This is a genomic window from Mesorhizobium sp. INR15 (assembly GCF_015500075.1).
Lineage (GTDB): Bacteria > Pseudomonadota > Alphaproteobacteria > Rhizobiales > Rhizobiaceae > Mesorhizobium.
Map to the genome: position 1 here is coordinate 5368356 of NZ_CP045496.1, position 15039 is coordinate 5383394.

Here is a 15039-nt window from a genome sequence, read left to right on the forward strand (position 1 = left end):
TCCGCCTCCCGACCTAGAGTCCGTTCCATGCAAGTTGGGTGGCGACATCAAGCAGGATGTTAGCACCGGCGACAAGTTCGGCATCCCCGGTGTGCTCGCGCGGATTGTGGCTGATGCCGCCGGCACTCGGCACGAAGATCATCGCGGCGGGCCCGATCCGCGCCATCATCTGTGCGTCGTGGCCAGCGCCCGAGGTCATGCGCTTCGACACAAGGCCGCGATTTTTCGCGGCAGCCTCGATCAGTTCGACGATGCGCCGGTCGAAGATCACCGGTTCAAAGCGCGCCAGCCGCTCGACCGAAACAGTCACCCCTTCGATTTCAGCAAGCTCCTCCAGACAGGCCGCCAGCGCCGCCTCTTCGGCGCGTAAGTGCTGTTCGTCAGGGTTGCGGAGATCGACGGTGAAGACAGCGCGCGACGGAATGACATTGATGGCGTTCGGCTCGAGACGCATCGTGCCGACGGTGGCGACGGTCGGCGTGTTCGAAGCCTTGGCGCGATCGTGCAGGAAGGTGACGACGCGCGCCGCCGCATAGCCGGCGTCACTGCGCATCGACATCGGCGTGGTGCCGGCATGGTTGGCGATGCCGTCGATGGTGACGCGCTGCCACGAAATGCCTTGCAGGTTTTCCACCGCGCCAATCGGCACGCCTTCGCGCTCCAGCACCGGTCCTTGCTCGATATGCAATTCGAGATAGGCGTGCGGCTTGAGAAAGCCGGGCTCCTCAGCGCCTGCATAGCCGATGCGCGCCAGCTCCTGTCCGAGAATGCTGCCGTCCGTACCCAAGGAAGCCAGCGCCTCGTCGACACTGAGGCCGCCGGCAAGAACCAGGGAGCCCATCATGTCGGGAGAATAACGAACGCCTTCCTCATTGGTGAAGGCGGCGACCGCCAACGGACGCGACAGGGCAAGGCCCGACGCCTGGACCGTCTCAATCACTTCCAGTCCGGCGAGCACGCCGTAGCAACCGTCATAGATTCCGGCGTCGATGACCGTGTCGATATGCGAGCCTATAAGGATCGGCGCCTGGCCGGCATTGTCCTCGCTGCGCCAGATACCGAAAATGTTGCCCAAGCGATCAATGACGACATCAAGCCCGGCCTCACGCAGCCAGCCGACGAAGCGGTCACGACCAAGCTTGTCGCCATCGGAGGCGGCGAGCCGTACCAGCCTTCCCTCACTGTCGCGGCCGATGGCGCCCAACTCACGAATGCGCCCAAGCAGCCGCTTGGCGTCGATCGAAGTCACGGCACTGCCCCAACAAAGGCCGGGCCGGCGAGCACGTCGGCCGGGCTCATGCCGACAAGGTCGATGTAGCGGCTGGGGTCGGTGGCGCCTTCGGTGTTGACGACCAGCACGCGCGAGGATCCGCCGAGGCCTAGCTCGGCTCTGTTGTAGGTAATCGCCCGGATCAGCCCCGCAAGGCCGACGCCGCCGCTTTCGCCAGCGACGATGGCTGCATCGTCGCCATGCGGCCGCGCCAGACGCCGCATCACGGATATCGCCTCGTCCTCATCCACGGTCATGAAGGCATCGGCTACCCGCGCCAACACCCGCCAGGCGACCGGCGAAGCCTCATAGCATTCGAGCATCGCCATCACCGTCGCTTCGCCATGCGCGATCTTGACCGGATGGCCGGCCTGGGCAGCGCCCAGGATGCAGGCGGCACGCGCCGGCTCGACAACAACAAAAACTGGCCGGTTCTCGCCAAACAGAATGGCGAGATGGCCTGCGATCGCTGCCGCGATGCCACCAACACCGGCCTGGACGAAGACATGGGTCGGTGGTAGCCGGAGTTGGCCTAGCGCTTCACGCACGATCGCGGTGTAGCCCTGCATGACGAGGCCCGGAATGCGCTCATATCCCGGCCAAGAGGTGTCGGACACGACGGTCCAGCCCTTCTCTCCAGCGACGCGGGCGGCATCCCTGATCGAGTCGTCATAATTGCCATCGACACGGATCATCTCGGCGCCGTAGCGGGCGATGGCCGCGATGCGCTCCTCGCTGACGCCGGCGTGGACGAAGATCGCCGCCCTGGCGCCGACGAGTTGCGCCCCTTGCGCGACGGAGCGGCCATGATTGCCGTCGGTGGCGCAGGCCATCGTCATGGTGGCGGCAACAGCGCGAACCTCAGGCTGGTTGAGATCGGTCATGCCGACCGGGCGGCCAAGCCGGCGGCTTGCCTCCTCCAACACGAGGTGAAACACCGCATAGGCACCGCCAAGCGCCTTGAAACTGCCAAGGCCAAGGCGGAAGCCTTCGTCCTTGACATGGATAGAGCCGACGCCCAGCTCAGCGGCCAAAGTTGGCAAGGCATGCAGTGGCGTTATCAGGTGGTTGTCGCGATGCGACAGAAAATGTTCGACCGCATCAGCTCCATCAACGCCAAGCGTTTCGGCGTCGACCGGATCGAGCGGCTGCCCGTGCAAGGCATTGTCGTTGAGCAGGAACATCGGTAGGCCTCCTTGGAATTGCGAGACTATATTGCAAGCCAAGCGCAAAAGGCGCTGTATTGAGGCATCTGAAATGCAAGTTTGTTTCGTCAGGAGCGCCAACTGCCTATAACACCGCCCGCACTCGACAGTTTCGATCTCGCCATCCTCGCCGTGCTGCAGAAGGACAACACGACGCCGCAGCGGCTAATCGGCGAGGCCGTCAACCTGTCGGCGCCAGCGGTGCAACGCCGCATCAAGCGCATGGAACAGACCGGCGTCATCGCCGCGAATGTCGCGGTTATCGAACCGGCGGCAGTCGGCCAGCCCATCACCATCTTCGTCGAGGTCGAACTGGAAAGCGAGCGCGCCGAACTGATCGATGCCGCCAAACGGCAATTCTCGGCCGCCCCTGAGGTACAGCAATGCTACTATGTCACCGGTGAGGCCGACTTCATCCTGATCATCACCGTGGCCGATATGAGTGAATACGAAGCGCTGACCCGGCGCCTGTTCTTCGACAGCAACAATGTGCGGAAGTTCCGGACCTTCGTCGCCATGGACCGGGTCAAGGTTGGGCTGACAGTGCCCCTGCCCGGCTGATCACGATCAACCAGCCGGCCTGATCCACACCTTGTTGTCGTGGAAGGCAGCACCGCCATAAGGCGCCGGCGCGTCGGACCCGGTCAGGACGTTGATGCCCTCGCCGCGCTCATGCGCGCTGTTGGGCCATATGCCTTCAGCGATCACGACACCGCGCTTGAGGCCGTTGAACAGTTTTGCATGCAGCACCACTTCGCCACGCATGTTGCCGATCTCGACGCGGTCGCCTTCAGCGAGACCGTGTGCCGCCGCATCGTCGGGATGCAGCAACAGTTCCGGCCGGCCTTCCTTGGCCTTCGACACCGGTGTTTCCGAGAAAGTCGAATTGAGGAAATTGCGCGCCGGTGACGTCGCGAGCCGGAACGGATGCGCTTCGTCGGCTACTTCGATCAGGTCGACATGGTCGGGAAATTCCGGAAGCTGGGCCACAGGGCCGAACAGGCCCATGCTCTTCGGCGGCCGGTTGGGCGCGGCCTGCCCGGCCCAATCGGCGCGGAAACGAAACTTGCCGTCGGCGTGGCCAAAGCCCTTGAGATAGTGCGCGGTTGCGAAATCAGGCTGCAGATCGAGCCACTTTTCTTCCTTCAGGGACGCGAAGCTGCCCAGGCCACGCTTGCCCAGGATGATGTCGATATGCTGCTGCTCGGTCAGGCCAAAGCCCGGCTTGTCGGAGACCCCGAGGCGCTCGGCCAATTGCTCGATAACGAAATGGTTGGTGCGCGGCCCTTCCGGCGGCTCGATCAGCTTCGGGCCGAGCGTGATGTGCTGGTTGCCGCCGCCCTTGTAGACGTCGTCATGTTCCAGGAACATCGTCGCCGGCAACACGACATCGGCGAGTTTCGCCGTATCGGTCATGAACTGCTCATGCACGCAGGTGAACAGGTCATCGCGCAGGAACCCCCGCTTCACCAGCCGCTGCTCGGGGGCGACATTGACCGGATTGGTGTTCTGAATGAGCATCGCCGTCACCGGCGGGCCGCCAAAGAGCGCATCGCTGGCGCCGGTCAGAATCGGGCCGGTGCGCGACTGGTCGAGATAGCGGATCGAGGGATCACGCATCCGGCTGCCTTCCAGGACATCCTGGTTGAGCTTGAAGATGCCCGAATTGGAATGGAACGCGCCGCCACCTTCATATTGCCAGCTGCCGGTAACCGCCGCGATACAGGAGGCCGCATGCATGTTGACCGCGCCATTGCGCTGGCGCGCAAAGCCGTAGCCGAGACGGAAATAGGTTTTCTTCGTCGTGCCGACGAGATTGGCGAAGGCTTCGATCTCAGCGACACCGAGCCCGGTAATTGCTGCCGCCCATTCCGGCGTGCGGGACCGCAGATGCGCTTCCAGGCCGCGGGGATCGTCGGTGTATTTTTCGAGATAGGCCCGGTCGGCCAAGCCATCGCGAAACAGCACATGCATGACCGCACAGGCCAGCGCGCCATCGGTGCCTGGCTTCAGCACGAGGCCCATGTCGGCCTGTTTCATCGTGGCGTTTTCATAGACGTCGATGACGACGATCCTGGCGCCGCGTTCCTTGCGCGCCTTGATGGCGTGGGTCATCACGTTGACCTGGGTGACCACGGCATTGGTGCCCCAGATCACCACGCAGTCGGACTTCGCCATCTCGCGCGGGTCCGGACCGCGAAGCGCGCCCGCCCCCATCATCCAGCCGGTCCAGGCCAGATTGGTGCAGATCGAGCCGAAGAACCCGGAGTACTTTTTCGCGCGTGGCGAAGCCGGTCGATGCCATCGCGCTGCACCAGCCCCATCGTGCCGGCATAGTAATAAGGCCATACCGTCTCACTGCCGTATTTCGCTTCGGCCGCGATGAATTTTTCCGCGACGAGATCGAGCGCGGCTTCCCAGCTCGCTTCCTTCCAGACGCCGTCACCCTTGGCGCCAGCGCGCACCAGCGGCTTCATGAGACGGTCGGGGTGATGGACGCGGTCGGCGTAGCGCGCGACCTTGGCGCAGACGACGCCAGCCGTATAACTGTTGCTCTTGGCGCCGTGGACGCGGCCGATGCGGTTGCCGTCGAGCAGTTCGACTTCGAGCGCACAGGTCGATGGGCAATCATGCGGACAGGCCGAATGGCCGATCCTGAGCTTGGCGTGCTGGTTCATGATTCCAATTTAGCGACTTTGGCGACGAAGGTGTAGGGCCAGAAACGTCTCAGGCCTTTGCTGCTGGCTTTCTGACGACCCGAAAGCCGCAAGCCTCAGAATTGGGTCGTCAGCGCGGTCAGCCAGTCCGGCGAGGCATTGACCAAAGCGGTCTCCAGCGCCTTGTCGAAACCGGACAAGATGGCGCCAGCGGTCACCAGCAACAGGACGCCGAGCGCAATCTTCAGACCGCCGCCGGCTTCAGCTATGCGACCGCGCCAACGCAGCAAGGTCTCGCGCGACAGCGCTCCAAGGATCAACAGCGGCAAGGCGGCACCTATGCCGAACAGGACCATGGTTGCGGCGACTTGACCAAGGTTCTTGCCCTGGGCGGCCAGCACGGAAGCGGCTCCAAGCGTTGGTCCGACGCAAGGGCTCCACACCGCTCCGAGCAGAATGCCGACGCCGAACTGACCCCAGAGGCCGATCGAGGAAAAGCCGCCGAAACGCTGCTCGACCCAGTTGCCGGCTGGTCCGGCGGCAAGTGCCACACGGGCCTGAAATGCCGGCACGACAAGGACGGCGCCGAGCAACAACATCAACACGGCGGCAGCACTGCGGAAGACGCCGCCGTCGAACCCGATGGAGAACCCTATCGTGGCAACGAACAGGCCGATCGCGGTGAACGACAGGGCAAGTCCAGCCGCCAGCGCAACGGGCCCGTAGCGATGCTGGCTGACGGCGGCACCCAGCACGACCGGGACCAGCGGCAGTACGCAAGGCGACAGCGTCGACAGCACGCCGGCCAAGAACGAGAAGCTGAAGCCCAAAAACATCGCTAGCGCTCAGATGGTGGTATCGAGCAACTGCTTGATCGAATCCGCTTGCGTGACACCAACGAGGCGGCCAACCTCTTTCGTACCCTTGTAGGTGATCAGCGTACTCTGCATCTGTGCGCCGAAGGCCCGGACAATATCCTTCTGGGAATCGAAATCGACTTCGAACACGGCGAGATCGGCATGTTCGGCCATCGGCAGCAATTGGCCGAGGACTTTCTTCTGCGCCTTGCAAGTCGGGCACCAGGAAGCGGTGATCTCGACCAGGATCGGCTTGCCCGCCTTCTGCGCGGCGTCGAACGCCTGCTGTGTATAGGTCTGATGATCGGCGGCCAGCGCCACCGAGGCAGAGGCGAGGCTGGTCATCGCGGTCAAAGCGATCAGAAACAGGCGGCGATCAAGCATTTTTGGCTCCAGGAATCGTGAATCGAACAACCCGGCACGCGAACATGCCGTCACATCTGGTCATTCGCAACGTCAGGACCAGCCGTTACAGGCTCACGGTCATGTTACCGTCCTATTCCGCCGTGCCTTCCTCATATTCGGCCGACATGGTCAGCCATTTTTCTTCATGACCAGCCAGCGTCTGGGCGAGTTGCGAGCGCTCCTTGGCCAGCCGCGTCGCCGTCGACGGGTCCTTTTCATAGACCGCCGGGTTGGACAATTCATCCTCGATGCCATCGATGCGCTTGCGGATGCGGTCCATCAGCGCCTCCGTGGCGCGGATTTCCTTGGCCAGCGGCTCCATGGCAGCGCGGCGCTGGGCTGCCTCGCGGCGGCGGTCGGCTTTTGAGGCCTTGTCCGCCTCGCGCCGCTCGCGACGGTCGCCGGACACACCTGTGACCAGCGTCTTGTAGTCCTCCAGGTCGCCATCATACGGATTGACCGCGCCATCCTTGACCAGCCAAAGCCGGTCGGCCGTCGCTTCCAGCAAATGGCGGTCATGCGAGATCAGGATGACGGCGCCGGGAAATTCGTTCAGCGCGTGTATCAGGGATTCGCGGCTGTCGATGTCGAGATGGTTGGTCGGTTCGTCGAGGATGAACAGGTTCGGCCCTTCGAAGGCCGACAGGCCCATCAACAGCCGCGCCTTCTCGCCACCCGAAAGATCCTTGGCGGCGGTGTTCATCTTTTCCGTGGTCAGTCCGAACTGCGCGACGCGGCCACGCACTTTGGATTCCGGCGCTTCCGGCATCAGCCTGCGGACATGTTCATAGGCGTTTTCGTCGGGCCTCAGATCATCGAGCTGGTGCTGGGCGAAGATCGCCACCTTCAGGCCCGGGGCCACCGTCATGGTGCCGGTCTCCTGCTTCAGACGGCCCGACAGAAGCTTGGCGAAGGTCGACTTGCCGTTGCCGTTGGCGCCAAGCAGCGCGATGCGGTCGTCGGCGTCGATGCGCAGCGTCATCTTCTTCAGGATCGGCTGACCCTCGACATAGCCGACATTGACGTTGTTCAACGCCACGATCGGCGAGGCCACCGTCTTGACCGGTTCGGGGAAGGAGAACGGCCGAACCGTATCGTTCACGATGGCCGCGATCGGCTTCATCCTTTCCAGCGCCTTGATGCGCGACTGCGCCTGCCTGGCCTTGGAAGCCTTGGCGCGGAATCGCTCGACGAAGGATTCCATGTGCTTGCGGGCAGCCTCCTGCTTGACGCGGCCCTTCTCCTGCAATTCCTTCTGCTCGGTATATTGGCGCTCGAACTGGTCGTAACCACCGCGCCAGAAGGTCAGCTTCTTCTGGTCGAGATGGACAATGGAGTTGACCGCGCGGTTGAGCAGGTCGCGATCATGCGAGATCAGCAAAACCGTGTGCGGATACTTCGAGACGTAATTCTCCAGCCACAACGTGCCTTCGAGATCGAGGTAGTTGGTCGGTTCGTCGAGCAGCAGAAGGTCCGGTTCGGAAAACAGCACCGCCGCCAGCGCCACGCGCATGCGCCAGCCGCCGGAGAAGGACGAAGCCGGCCGGCGCTGTGCCGCGTCGTCGAAACCAAGGCCGGCGAGGATGGTGGCCGCGCGTGATTCGGCTGAGTGCGCGTCGATGTCGGCCAGCCGCATATGAATATCGGCGATGCGATGCGGATCGGTGGCGGTCTTTTCTTCTTCGAGCAGCGCCGTGCGCTCGAGATCGGCCTTAAGCACGATCTCGATCAGCGCATCCTCTGTACCCGGCGCTTCCTGCGCCACCTGGCCGATGCGGGTGTTCTTCGGCAGACTGATCGAACCGGTCTCGGAGGCGAGGTCGCCGGTGATGGCCTTGAACAGCGTTGTCTTGCCAGTGCCGTTGCGGCCGACAAGCCCTGCCTTCGTGCCCGCTGGCAAGGTCAGCGAGGCATGATCGAGAAGCAGGCGCCCGGCCATGCGGAGCGAAAGGTCGTTTATGATCAGCATGGCCGCGCTTTTGCACGGGAGACCAGCGCTTCGCAAGGCCTTGCGGACCAGTTGGCGCGACAAGACATGCGTATGAGGCGCCTACAGCACGCGACAATGCTGGTCGTGCCGACGCTTTTCAGCGCCGGCACAGACAGCACTCAGGCTGTCGCCTTGCGTTTCGTCGCCTTGGCCGCGGCAACTGGTGGTGCGGCCGGCTTGCGGCCAAGCCCCGTCGACTTTGCCAGCGCCGACCGGGTCGCTGAGTAATTTGGAGCGACCATCGGATAGTCCTGCGGCAAGCTCCACTTGGCCCGATACTCATCAGGGGAAAGACCGTAGTCGGTCCTGAGATGCCGCTTGAGCGACTTGAACTTCTTCCCGTCTTCCAGACAGATTATATAGTCGGGAAACACGGACTTCTTCGGGTTTACCGCCGGATTGAGCGCCGGGCTTTCGACGGCCGCAACGCCGCCCAGCTTGCGAACCGCGGCGTTGACGCTTGCGATCAGATCGGGCAGGCCAGCCGCCGGAAGCGGATTGTTGCCGACATAGGCCGAGACGATATCTGCTGTCAGTTCGATGGCTGTTTTGTCGTCGATATTTGACAATTCTTGTACTCCTGATGACGTTAAGTCACCGCTCCTGGTGAAGTCTTCTTTTGCGGTATCGATCCAGCAGTGTCCCCAACGGACCGCCAAGCCTCAACAAAGCGTCAAGACTCGATACAAGGCAATGATTTCAATGAAAAATGGAGCCGTGCAAATTAGAAAATCTAATACTTGGATAGAGCCGGTTTTTGGGCTCCGCCTTCGGCCAATATATCGAGAATACGCTTCCAGCGGGCACAACGTGCGAAATCTTTCTGCTCTATCGCTTTTTCCGCCTTCATAGCGGCATAGAGTGGCGCTTCGGCGCCAAATTCCTTGATCAGCCAATGCGCCTCCTGTCTGGCGAGACGTTCATTCTCATCAAGCATGGCTTTTGGCCTCCGAGCGCTCCAGGCCGACCGCGATGCAACTGCCGATCACGAGGACCGCGCCTGCCATGGCCGTCACCGTCAACCGCTCACCCGACAAGGTCAAAAGAAGTGTTGATAAGATCGGCGTGAGATAGGCGACGACAGCAACCTTGCCGCCACCTTCCAGTTTCAAAGCGCGAGACCAGAAGTAGTAACCCAAGCCCATAGGACCGGCACCAAGGTAGAGCCCGAGAAGCAAATGCCTATCGGCGTGCCAGCCGACGCCATCGTGAACACACCACAGGAAGGTCAGGACAACGCCAATCAGCGCCGAGGGCAACAGCAGACGATCCGGCGACACGGGAAGGCGGCCGACGACGATCGTGTAGAACGCCATGCACAGTGCCGAGCCGAAGGCAGCAGCGTATCCAACCAGGTTACCCTGCAGCCAGGACTGGCTCTGGCCACCGGAAATCACCAGTGCCACGCCAACAAAACCAACGATAGAGGCCAGGCCCAACAACGCCGGGCGTTGCGGGCTCCCAAACCCGATCACCGCCGCCGCGACCATCAGCGGCCAAGTGTAGGCGACAAGATTGGCCTCGATCACCGGCATCGAGGCGAAAGCGACATATTGCAAGACCATTGTACCAACCAGCCCGACCAGGCCGACGCCGACCGCAGCGAGGGAGGCTTTCGAGACAAGCGACGCTCGCTCCGGGGCGGCGCCATCCTGTTTCATCAGCCGGATTGCCGCGAAGACCAGCGCGGCTCCCGTGAATTGCAGAAACTGCACCAGCGAGACGGGATGATCTTGCAGAAGAGATTTGCCTACCAGCGCGTTGGTCGACCATAAGCCGACCGCGCCGGCGGCAAATCCCAATGCTGCTCTAGCCTGCATCTCTCAAACTCCATGCGGCCGGCGCATGCGAGAAATGCGGGCCGTCTACCATGTGTCCCTTGCCCCGACCGGAGCCGCCACGTCCTCCGGCGCCACCGGGCGTGCCTCCTCGTGCCGGCGATAGGCTGGCAACTGGTTTGCCCAGACGTCATCGGCCAGTTCGTTGACCCATTCGCGGTCCTGATCGTTGTCGGCGGCAAGGTAGAACATTCTGTTGTCGTCGACATAGGGCTTGGCCACCGAGCGCTGGTTGAGCACCAGGGTGACGCGTGAGCCGTGCTGGATCGGCGCGGTGCGGTGCAGAACACCCAGAAACTGCCCGAGCGTCGCATAATTCATCTTGTGGTCGATGCGCATGACGCGATTGCGCGGAATCTCGCGGCCTGCCTCGAGGATCGCCCTGCCCTTTTCGCTGTTGTCACAGTAGATTTCGAGGTGCCCTCCAATCAACTGCTCGCTGATCGACAATGGGATCAGCTCGGTCACAGGAACGCCGTCGCAATGCCACTCGACGGCGCCGTCCTTGGGATTCATGAAGGTAACGGTCGAGCCGACGATGGAGAGGGGATAGGGCTCGAGCTTGGTGCCCATCATGTCGGACAGCCGCTCCAGCCGGAGCTTGTCGTTCAGAAGTTCCTTGATCTCCGGGATGAAGCGATCGGCGCCGGTGATGAAGGTCAGGTCGAGGTGCTTGTGCACGGCATGGCTGGACTTGAGCTTCAAGGCGGCCTCTTCGATCGCGGCGAGCAGAGCCGGATCGTAGCCGTGCAGGTATTGCGCCACGCCGAAGCTGGAAATTTTCCAGGACGTTTCGTGGCCGATGATGGCCTCGCGGCTCATCGCATAGCGCAAATCGGGTATGGTATGGGCGTTCATTCTACTTCTCCGAGATGGGGGCAAGACTTGAACGACAGTTGATTAAATTGCCTCCCCCTGTAAAATTAGGAATGCTGGTGCTACCGTAAGCCAAGCTTAAGGTCGAAAACCGTGCGTCTGCTCAGTCAGGTCAACCTCAATTCGCTAAAAATCGTGGAGAGTGCTGCGAGGCACAAGAATTTCACGCGCGCCGGTGAAGAGCAGTTTATAACCGCGTCCGCGGTCAGCCAGCGTGTCAAAAGCCTCGAGGATCAGCTGCGCTTCAAGATCTTCCTGCGCGGCGGCAATGCCGTTTCCTTGACGCCGGAAGGCGAAACCTACGTTTCACGTGTTCGCGAAGCCCTGGAGCGGATTGTTGCCGCGAGCATGGAAGCAACCGGGCAGTCACAGGAGCATGTTTTGAAAATATCGGTACTGCCGACCTTCGCGGCGCGGTGGCTTTTTCCACGCCTGCCTTTGTTTCAGCAACAGTATCCCGATATCGAAATGCGCGTTTCGACCTCATATGCGACTCACGAATTCGCAACATCCGACTTCGATGTCGAGATTCGTTATGGCGACGGAAGCTTTCCCGATCTGCAAGCCGACCTTCTGTTCAAGGAAGATCTGACGCCGGTCTGCAGCCGCAAGCTTTTTCATGACGTTTTGGGCGACAAGCCGTTGTCGAAAGTCAGCCCCGAGGATCTTCGCCACTTCACGCTGCTGCATTCCGATACCTGTACCCAGAATTGGCAATCCTGGCTGGGCTTCGCAGGTGCCGGCTTTGTGCTCAACGAAACCAAGAGCATCTATTTCGATTCCTGCATGATGTCTTACGAAGCGGCCAACTCCGGTATGGGATTTGCCGTGGCGAACCGAGCCTACATGTCGAGCGATATCCGCGCCGAAAGACTGATCGCACCGTTCGCGGTTCACCACCCCAATACGGCCGGCTGGTATTTCGTTTGCCCGGACAAAACACTGCTGGCTCGCAAGGTGGCGCTGTTCAAATGCTGGATCATGGCCGAGGCTGCTTTGACTCAGGGCCAGTTGGAGCGCGAGTTCAGCTGACCGCACCATTTCGCCTGATTGGCTGGCTGATCGACGTCACCTAAAATCTTTGTTGAAATCAGGCGTATGCGCGCCCTTCCTCAGTGCGCTGGAACATGGCGAGGTCGAGCTGCACCGAAGGCCGGCCAAGGACCGTCAGGATCATGTGGGCCTGGCCGCGATGATGCGCCTGATGATTGAAGAGATGATCGAGCGCCGGCGCCAGCCGTTGTGAAACAGTGCGCATGTCGGAGACGGTCATGTAGGTGAAGCGGCCTGTCAGCGCCTTTTCACTCAAGGAGCCTACCCAGCCGATAAGCCGCTTGTCCTCGATCTCGCGCGCACCGCGCAGACCGGGCAAGGCGCGGTGCAGGATGGCGTCGAGACTCGTCGGCGCGTCGCCCTCGCCCGTGAAACGCTTCATCCAGATCCGATCGGTGGCAAGCAGATGATTGAGCGTGCCCATCATCGAGCCGAAAAAGGCACCGACATCGCGATTGAATTCTTCTTCGTCGAGATCCGCGGCGGCCTCATAGATGCGGCCATTGGCCCATTGATTGTAGGCCGCAAACATCATGAAATGCTGTCTCATTGCTTCCCCCGGCTCGCATCGGTCCCGGGCCTACCTAAACCGCAGGAGCACCCGCGCCAATGCCCATTCTGCTTTATGACCTTGTCGGACATGATGCGGCCCGGCCGTTCAGCCCGCATTGCTGGAAGGCGGCAATGGCGCTGGCCCACAAAGGTCTCGATGTCAGCACCGTGCCGACGCGCTTTCTCGAGGTGCCAGCGATTGAGAACGGTGCTTCAAAAACCGTTCCGGTGATCCGTGACGGCGAAAAGATCATCGCCGATTCCTTCGCGGTCGCGCTCTACCTTGACGAAGCCTATCCTGAACGGCCGACTTTGTTTGGCGGTGAAGGCGGCAAGGCGATGGCGCGTTTCATCGAGCGCTGGTCGCAACTGACCTTGCATTCCTACATCACCACCGCCGCGCTCATGGACCTTTATGGCATGCAGGACGAGGCCAACGCGGTTTACTTCCGCAAAAGCCGGGAGCAGCGCCTGGGCAAGCGGCTGGAGGACGTGATCGCGGTCCGCGATGCCGGGCTTGGCAGTTTCAGAACCTCGCTGGAGCCGCTGCGCTCCATGCTTTCCTACCAACCGTTCATCGGCGGCGCCTCGCCGCTATTTGCCGACTACATCGTTTTCGGCGCCCTGCAATGGGCACGCGTAGCCTCGCCCTACCGGCTGCTCGACGACAGCGACACGGTGGCACAATGGTTTGACCGCTGCCTCGACCTGCATGGCGGGCTTGGACGAAAGGTCGCGGCGGCCTGATATCAGGAGGATTACTTGCTGGACTTCTTGGGCTTTGCTGCCTTCGGAGCGGCCTTGGCTATTTTTGCAGCAGGCTTGGCGGTTTTGGCTTCCTTTGGTGCCGCCTTTTTCGCCGGCTTCTTGGCTCCAGCCTTTGGCGCCGCCCCCGCGTCTTCACCATCGACGTCAGTCGCCGCCTGGTGCCAGTGGCGCTCATGCTGACCAACCGGTTGTCCCTCGTCCAGCCAGATCTGGTGTGCACGGTTGCGAATGCGCTCCTGCCGATCGTTCGTCATGGTCACTCCTGCCTCCGTTGGGGCCGACTTCAACGCGGCGCCGACACCAGACTATAACACCTGACGCGCTTGCAAACAGGGCCGCAAGCAGTTGTGATGGCTGTACCTGACGCTTGTTCCCGGCAGTGTGTCGGCCGGCCAAGCGTTGCGATCGTCCCCAGAACTCACGAGTGTCTGCCCGCCAGGCCCCGGGCTTTAGCTGTCGCTCTGGGCGTTCGCCATTCGGAAAGCCAAGCAATTGGCTTTCCGTCCGCTATGCGGACCATTCCTCGCCCCCCCTTGGCAATGGGCCGGGCGGCTTGTATAGAGCCCGCCACTCTCCCATTCAATTCTCAGACAAGGACCACCCATGGCGCTCGAACGCACCTTTTCCATGATCAAGCCGGACGCAACCCGGCGCAACCTCACCGGCGCCATCACCAGGATGCTCGAAGAGGCTGGCCTGCGCGTCATCGCCTCGCGCCGCGTCTGGATGAGCCGCCGCGAAGCCGAGGGCTTCTACGCCGTGCACAAGGACCGTCCGTTCTTTGGCGAACTGGTGGAGTTCATGTCGTCGGCGCCGACGATCGTGCAGGTGCTGGAAGGCGAGAACGCCATTGCCAGGAACCGCGAAGTGATGGGCGCCACCAATCCGGCCAACGCGGCTGAAGGCACCATCCGCAAAGTGCACGCGCTGTCGATCGGCGAGAATTCGGTGCACGGTTCCGATGCGCCGGAAACCGCCGCCGAGGAGATCAAGTACTGGTTCTCGGACACCGAGATTGTCGGCTGAACGAATAGACGAGCTTGATGATGAAAGCCGGGGCAAAACCCCGGCTTTTTCTTTGGCTAGCGAATAAGCGGCGTGTCCCAGAGGTCGCCGAGCAACGTCTTCAATTCATGAAAGCGCTTTTGCCCCAGCTCCTCGGCCCATTCCCGTTCGATGTCCAACAGGATGTCGGCCATCTTCTGATAGGCGGCACGGCCGCGGTCAGTGAAATGGACGACCGTGCCACCGCCCTCGTCCACTGACGGGGAGCGCGTAACGTAGCCCATGGCTTCCAGCGTCTTGAGCAACTGGTTCATGGCCTGCTTGCTCATGGCGGCGCGCTCGGCCAGCACGCTGGGCCGGCAGCCATCCGGACCGGGATACTGGATCACCGCCATGTGCGGCGGGCTGAGGTCCTCGAAGCCGGATGCCCTGAGTTCCCTGATCAGCTTGCGATGAATGGCCAAGGCCGGCACGCGCAACAGCGCGCCGATCAGCGGCGGCTTTTGTGGCGGATCTTCCGTGAACGACGGCATTGACACCTTGGTAAATTGAGTTTACCCATT

Annotated in this window: 16 protein-coding genes and 1 pseudogene; 4 read left to right on the forward strand and 13 right to left on the reverse strand. The window is 61.8% G+C overall.

Annotated elements, in window-relative coordinates; translation table 11 throughout:
- Positions 1–13: 13 nt before the first annotated feature.
- Positions 14–1249: a Zn-dependent hydrolase gene (locus GA829_RS26275; RefSeq protein WP_195175492.1), complete on the reverse strand. Its 1236-nt coding sequence runs from the start codon at positions 1247–1249 to the stop codon at positions 14–16.
- Positions 1246–2454 (reverse strand): diaminopropionate ammonia-lyase, encoded by a 1209-nt coding sequence (locus GA829_RS26280; protein WP_195175493.1) that lies wholly within the window; start codon positions 2452–2454, stop codon positions 1246–1248. The genes GA829_RS26275 and GA829_RS26280 overlap by 4 nt, the downstream gene beginning before the upstream one ends.
- Before the next feature lie 81 nt (positions 2455–2535).
- On the opposite strand from GA829_RS26280, the gene GA829_RS26285 reads away from it, so the two are divergent.
- Positions 2536–3036 (forward strand): Lrp/AsnC family transcriptional regulator, encoded by a 501-nt coding sequence (locus tag GA829_RS26285; protein ID WP_374940369.1) that lies wholly within the window; start codon positions 2536–2538, stop codon positions 3034–3036.
- 6 nt (positions 3037–3042) lie between these two features.
- Here the strand turns inward: GA829_RS26285 and GA829_RS26290 are convergent.
- The 8 genes and pseudogenes from GA829_RS26290 to GA829_RS26325 form a co-directional block, all read right to left on the reverse strand.
- A pseudogene (locus GA829_RS26290) lies at positions 3043–5153 on the reverse strand (molybdopterin oxidoreductase family protein).
- A 95-nt stretch (positions 5154–5248) separates the two neighbouring features.
- The gene (locus GA829_RS26295; RefSeq protein WP_195175494.1) at positions 5249–5968 is read right to left on the reverse strand and encodes a cytochrome c biogenesis CcdA family protein; all 720 of its coding nucleotides are present in this window, start codon (positions 5966–5968) and stop codon (positions 5249–5251) included.
- A 9-nt stretch (positions 5969–5977) separates the two neighbouring features.
- Positions 5978–6373, reverse strand: coding sequence for a thioredoxin family protein (locus GA829_RS26300; RefSeq protein WP_195175495.1), 396 nt, complete (start codon positions 6371–6373; stop codon positions 5978–5980).
- Positions 6374–6485: 112 nt separating this feature from the next.
- A complete protein-coding gene (locus tag GA829_RS26305) occupies positions 6486–8363 on the reverse strand; it encodes an ABC-F family ATP-binding cassette domain-containing protein (protein WP_195175496.1) in 1878 nt (625 codons plus the stop codon).
- 140 nt (positions 8364–8503) lie between these two features.
- Entirely contained in the window at positions 8504–8953 is a 450-nt protein-coding gene (locus GA829_RS26310) for a Ros/MucR family transcriptional regulator (protein ID WP_195175497.1), read from the reverse strand.
- 164 nt (positions 8954–9117) lie between these two features.
- Positions 9118–9321 (reverse strand): hypothetical protein, encoded by a 204-nt coding sequence (locus GA829_RS26315; protein WP_195175498.1) that lies wholly within the window; start codon positions 9319–9321, stop codon positions 9118–9120.
- Positions 9314–10204, reverse strand: coding sequence for a DMT family transporter (locus GA829_RS26320; protein ID WP_195175499.1), 891 nt, complete (start codon positions 10202–10204; stop codon positions 9314–9316). The genes GA829_RS26315 and GA829_RS26320 overlap by 8 nt, the downstream gene beginning before the upstream one ends.
- 45 nt (positions 10205–10249) lie before the next feature.
- Positions 10250–11080 (reverse strand): hypothetical protein, encoded by an 831-nt coding sequence (locus GA829_RS26325; RefSeq protein WP_195175500.1) that lies wholly within the window; start codon positions 11078–11080, stop codon positions 10250–10252.
- A 111-nt stretch (positions 11081–11191) separates the two neighbouring features.
- On the opposite strand from GA829_RS26325, the gene GA829_RS26330 reads away from it, so the two are divergent.
- Positions 11192–12130 (forward strand): LysR substrate-binding domain-containing protein, encoded by a 939-nt coding sequence (locus GA829_RS26330; RefSeq protein WP_195175501.1) that lies wholly within the window; start codon positions 11192–11194, stop codon positions 12128–12130.
- 58 nt (positions 12131–12188) lie between these two features.
- On the opposite strand, the gene GA829_RS26335 is transcribed toward GA829_RS26330, so the two are convergent.
- Complete coding sequence (locus GA829_RS26335) at positions 12189–12701, reverse strand: DinB family protein (RefSeq protein ID WP_195175502.1); 513 nt, start codon at positions 12699–12701, stop codon at positions 12189–12191.
- 59 nt (positions 12702–12760) lie between these two features.
- Here GA829_RS26335 and GA829_RS26340 point away from each other — a divergent pair, with 59 nt between their 5' ends.
- Complete coding sequence (locus tag GA829_RS26340) at positions 12761–13450, forward strand: glutathione S-transferase family protein (RefSeq protein WP_195175503.1); 690 nt, start codon at positions 12761–12763, stop codon at positions 13448–13450.
- An 11-nt stretch (positions 13451–13461) separates the two neighbouring features.
- Here the strand turns inward: GA829_RS26340 and GA829_RS26345 are convergent, their stop codons facing one another.
- A complete protein-coding gene (locus tag GA829_RS26345) occupies positions 13462–13725 on the reverse strand; it encodes a DUF2934 domain-containing protein (protein WP_258051957.1) in 264 nt (87 codons plus the stop codon).
- Between the two features lie 349 nt (positions 13726–14074).
- Between GA829_RS26345 and ndk the strand changes: the two genes are divergently transcribed.
- A complete protein-coding gene (ndk, locus tag GA829_RS26350) occupies positions 14075–14497 on the forward strand; it encodes a nucleoside-diphosphate kinase (protein ID WP_027048827.1) in 423 nt (140 codons plus the stop codon).
- Positions 14498–14553: 56 nt separating this feature from the next.
- On the opposite strand, the gene GA829_RS26355 is transcribed toward ndk, so the two are convergent.
- Positions 14554–15009 carry a MarR family winged helix-turn-helix transcriptional regulator gene (locus GA829_RS26355; RefSeq protein ID WP_195175505.1) on the reverse strand — a complete coding sequence of 152 codons (456 nt, stop codon included), beginning with the start codon at positions 15007–15009 and terminating at the stop codon, positions 14554–14556.
- Between the last annotated feature and the right edge of the window lie 30 nt (positions 15010–15039).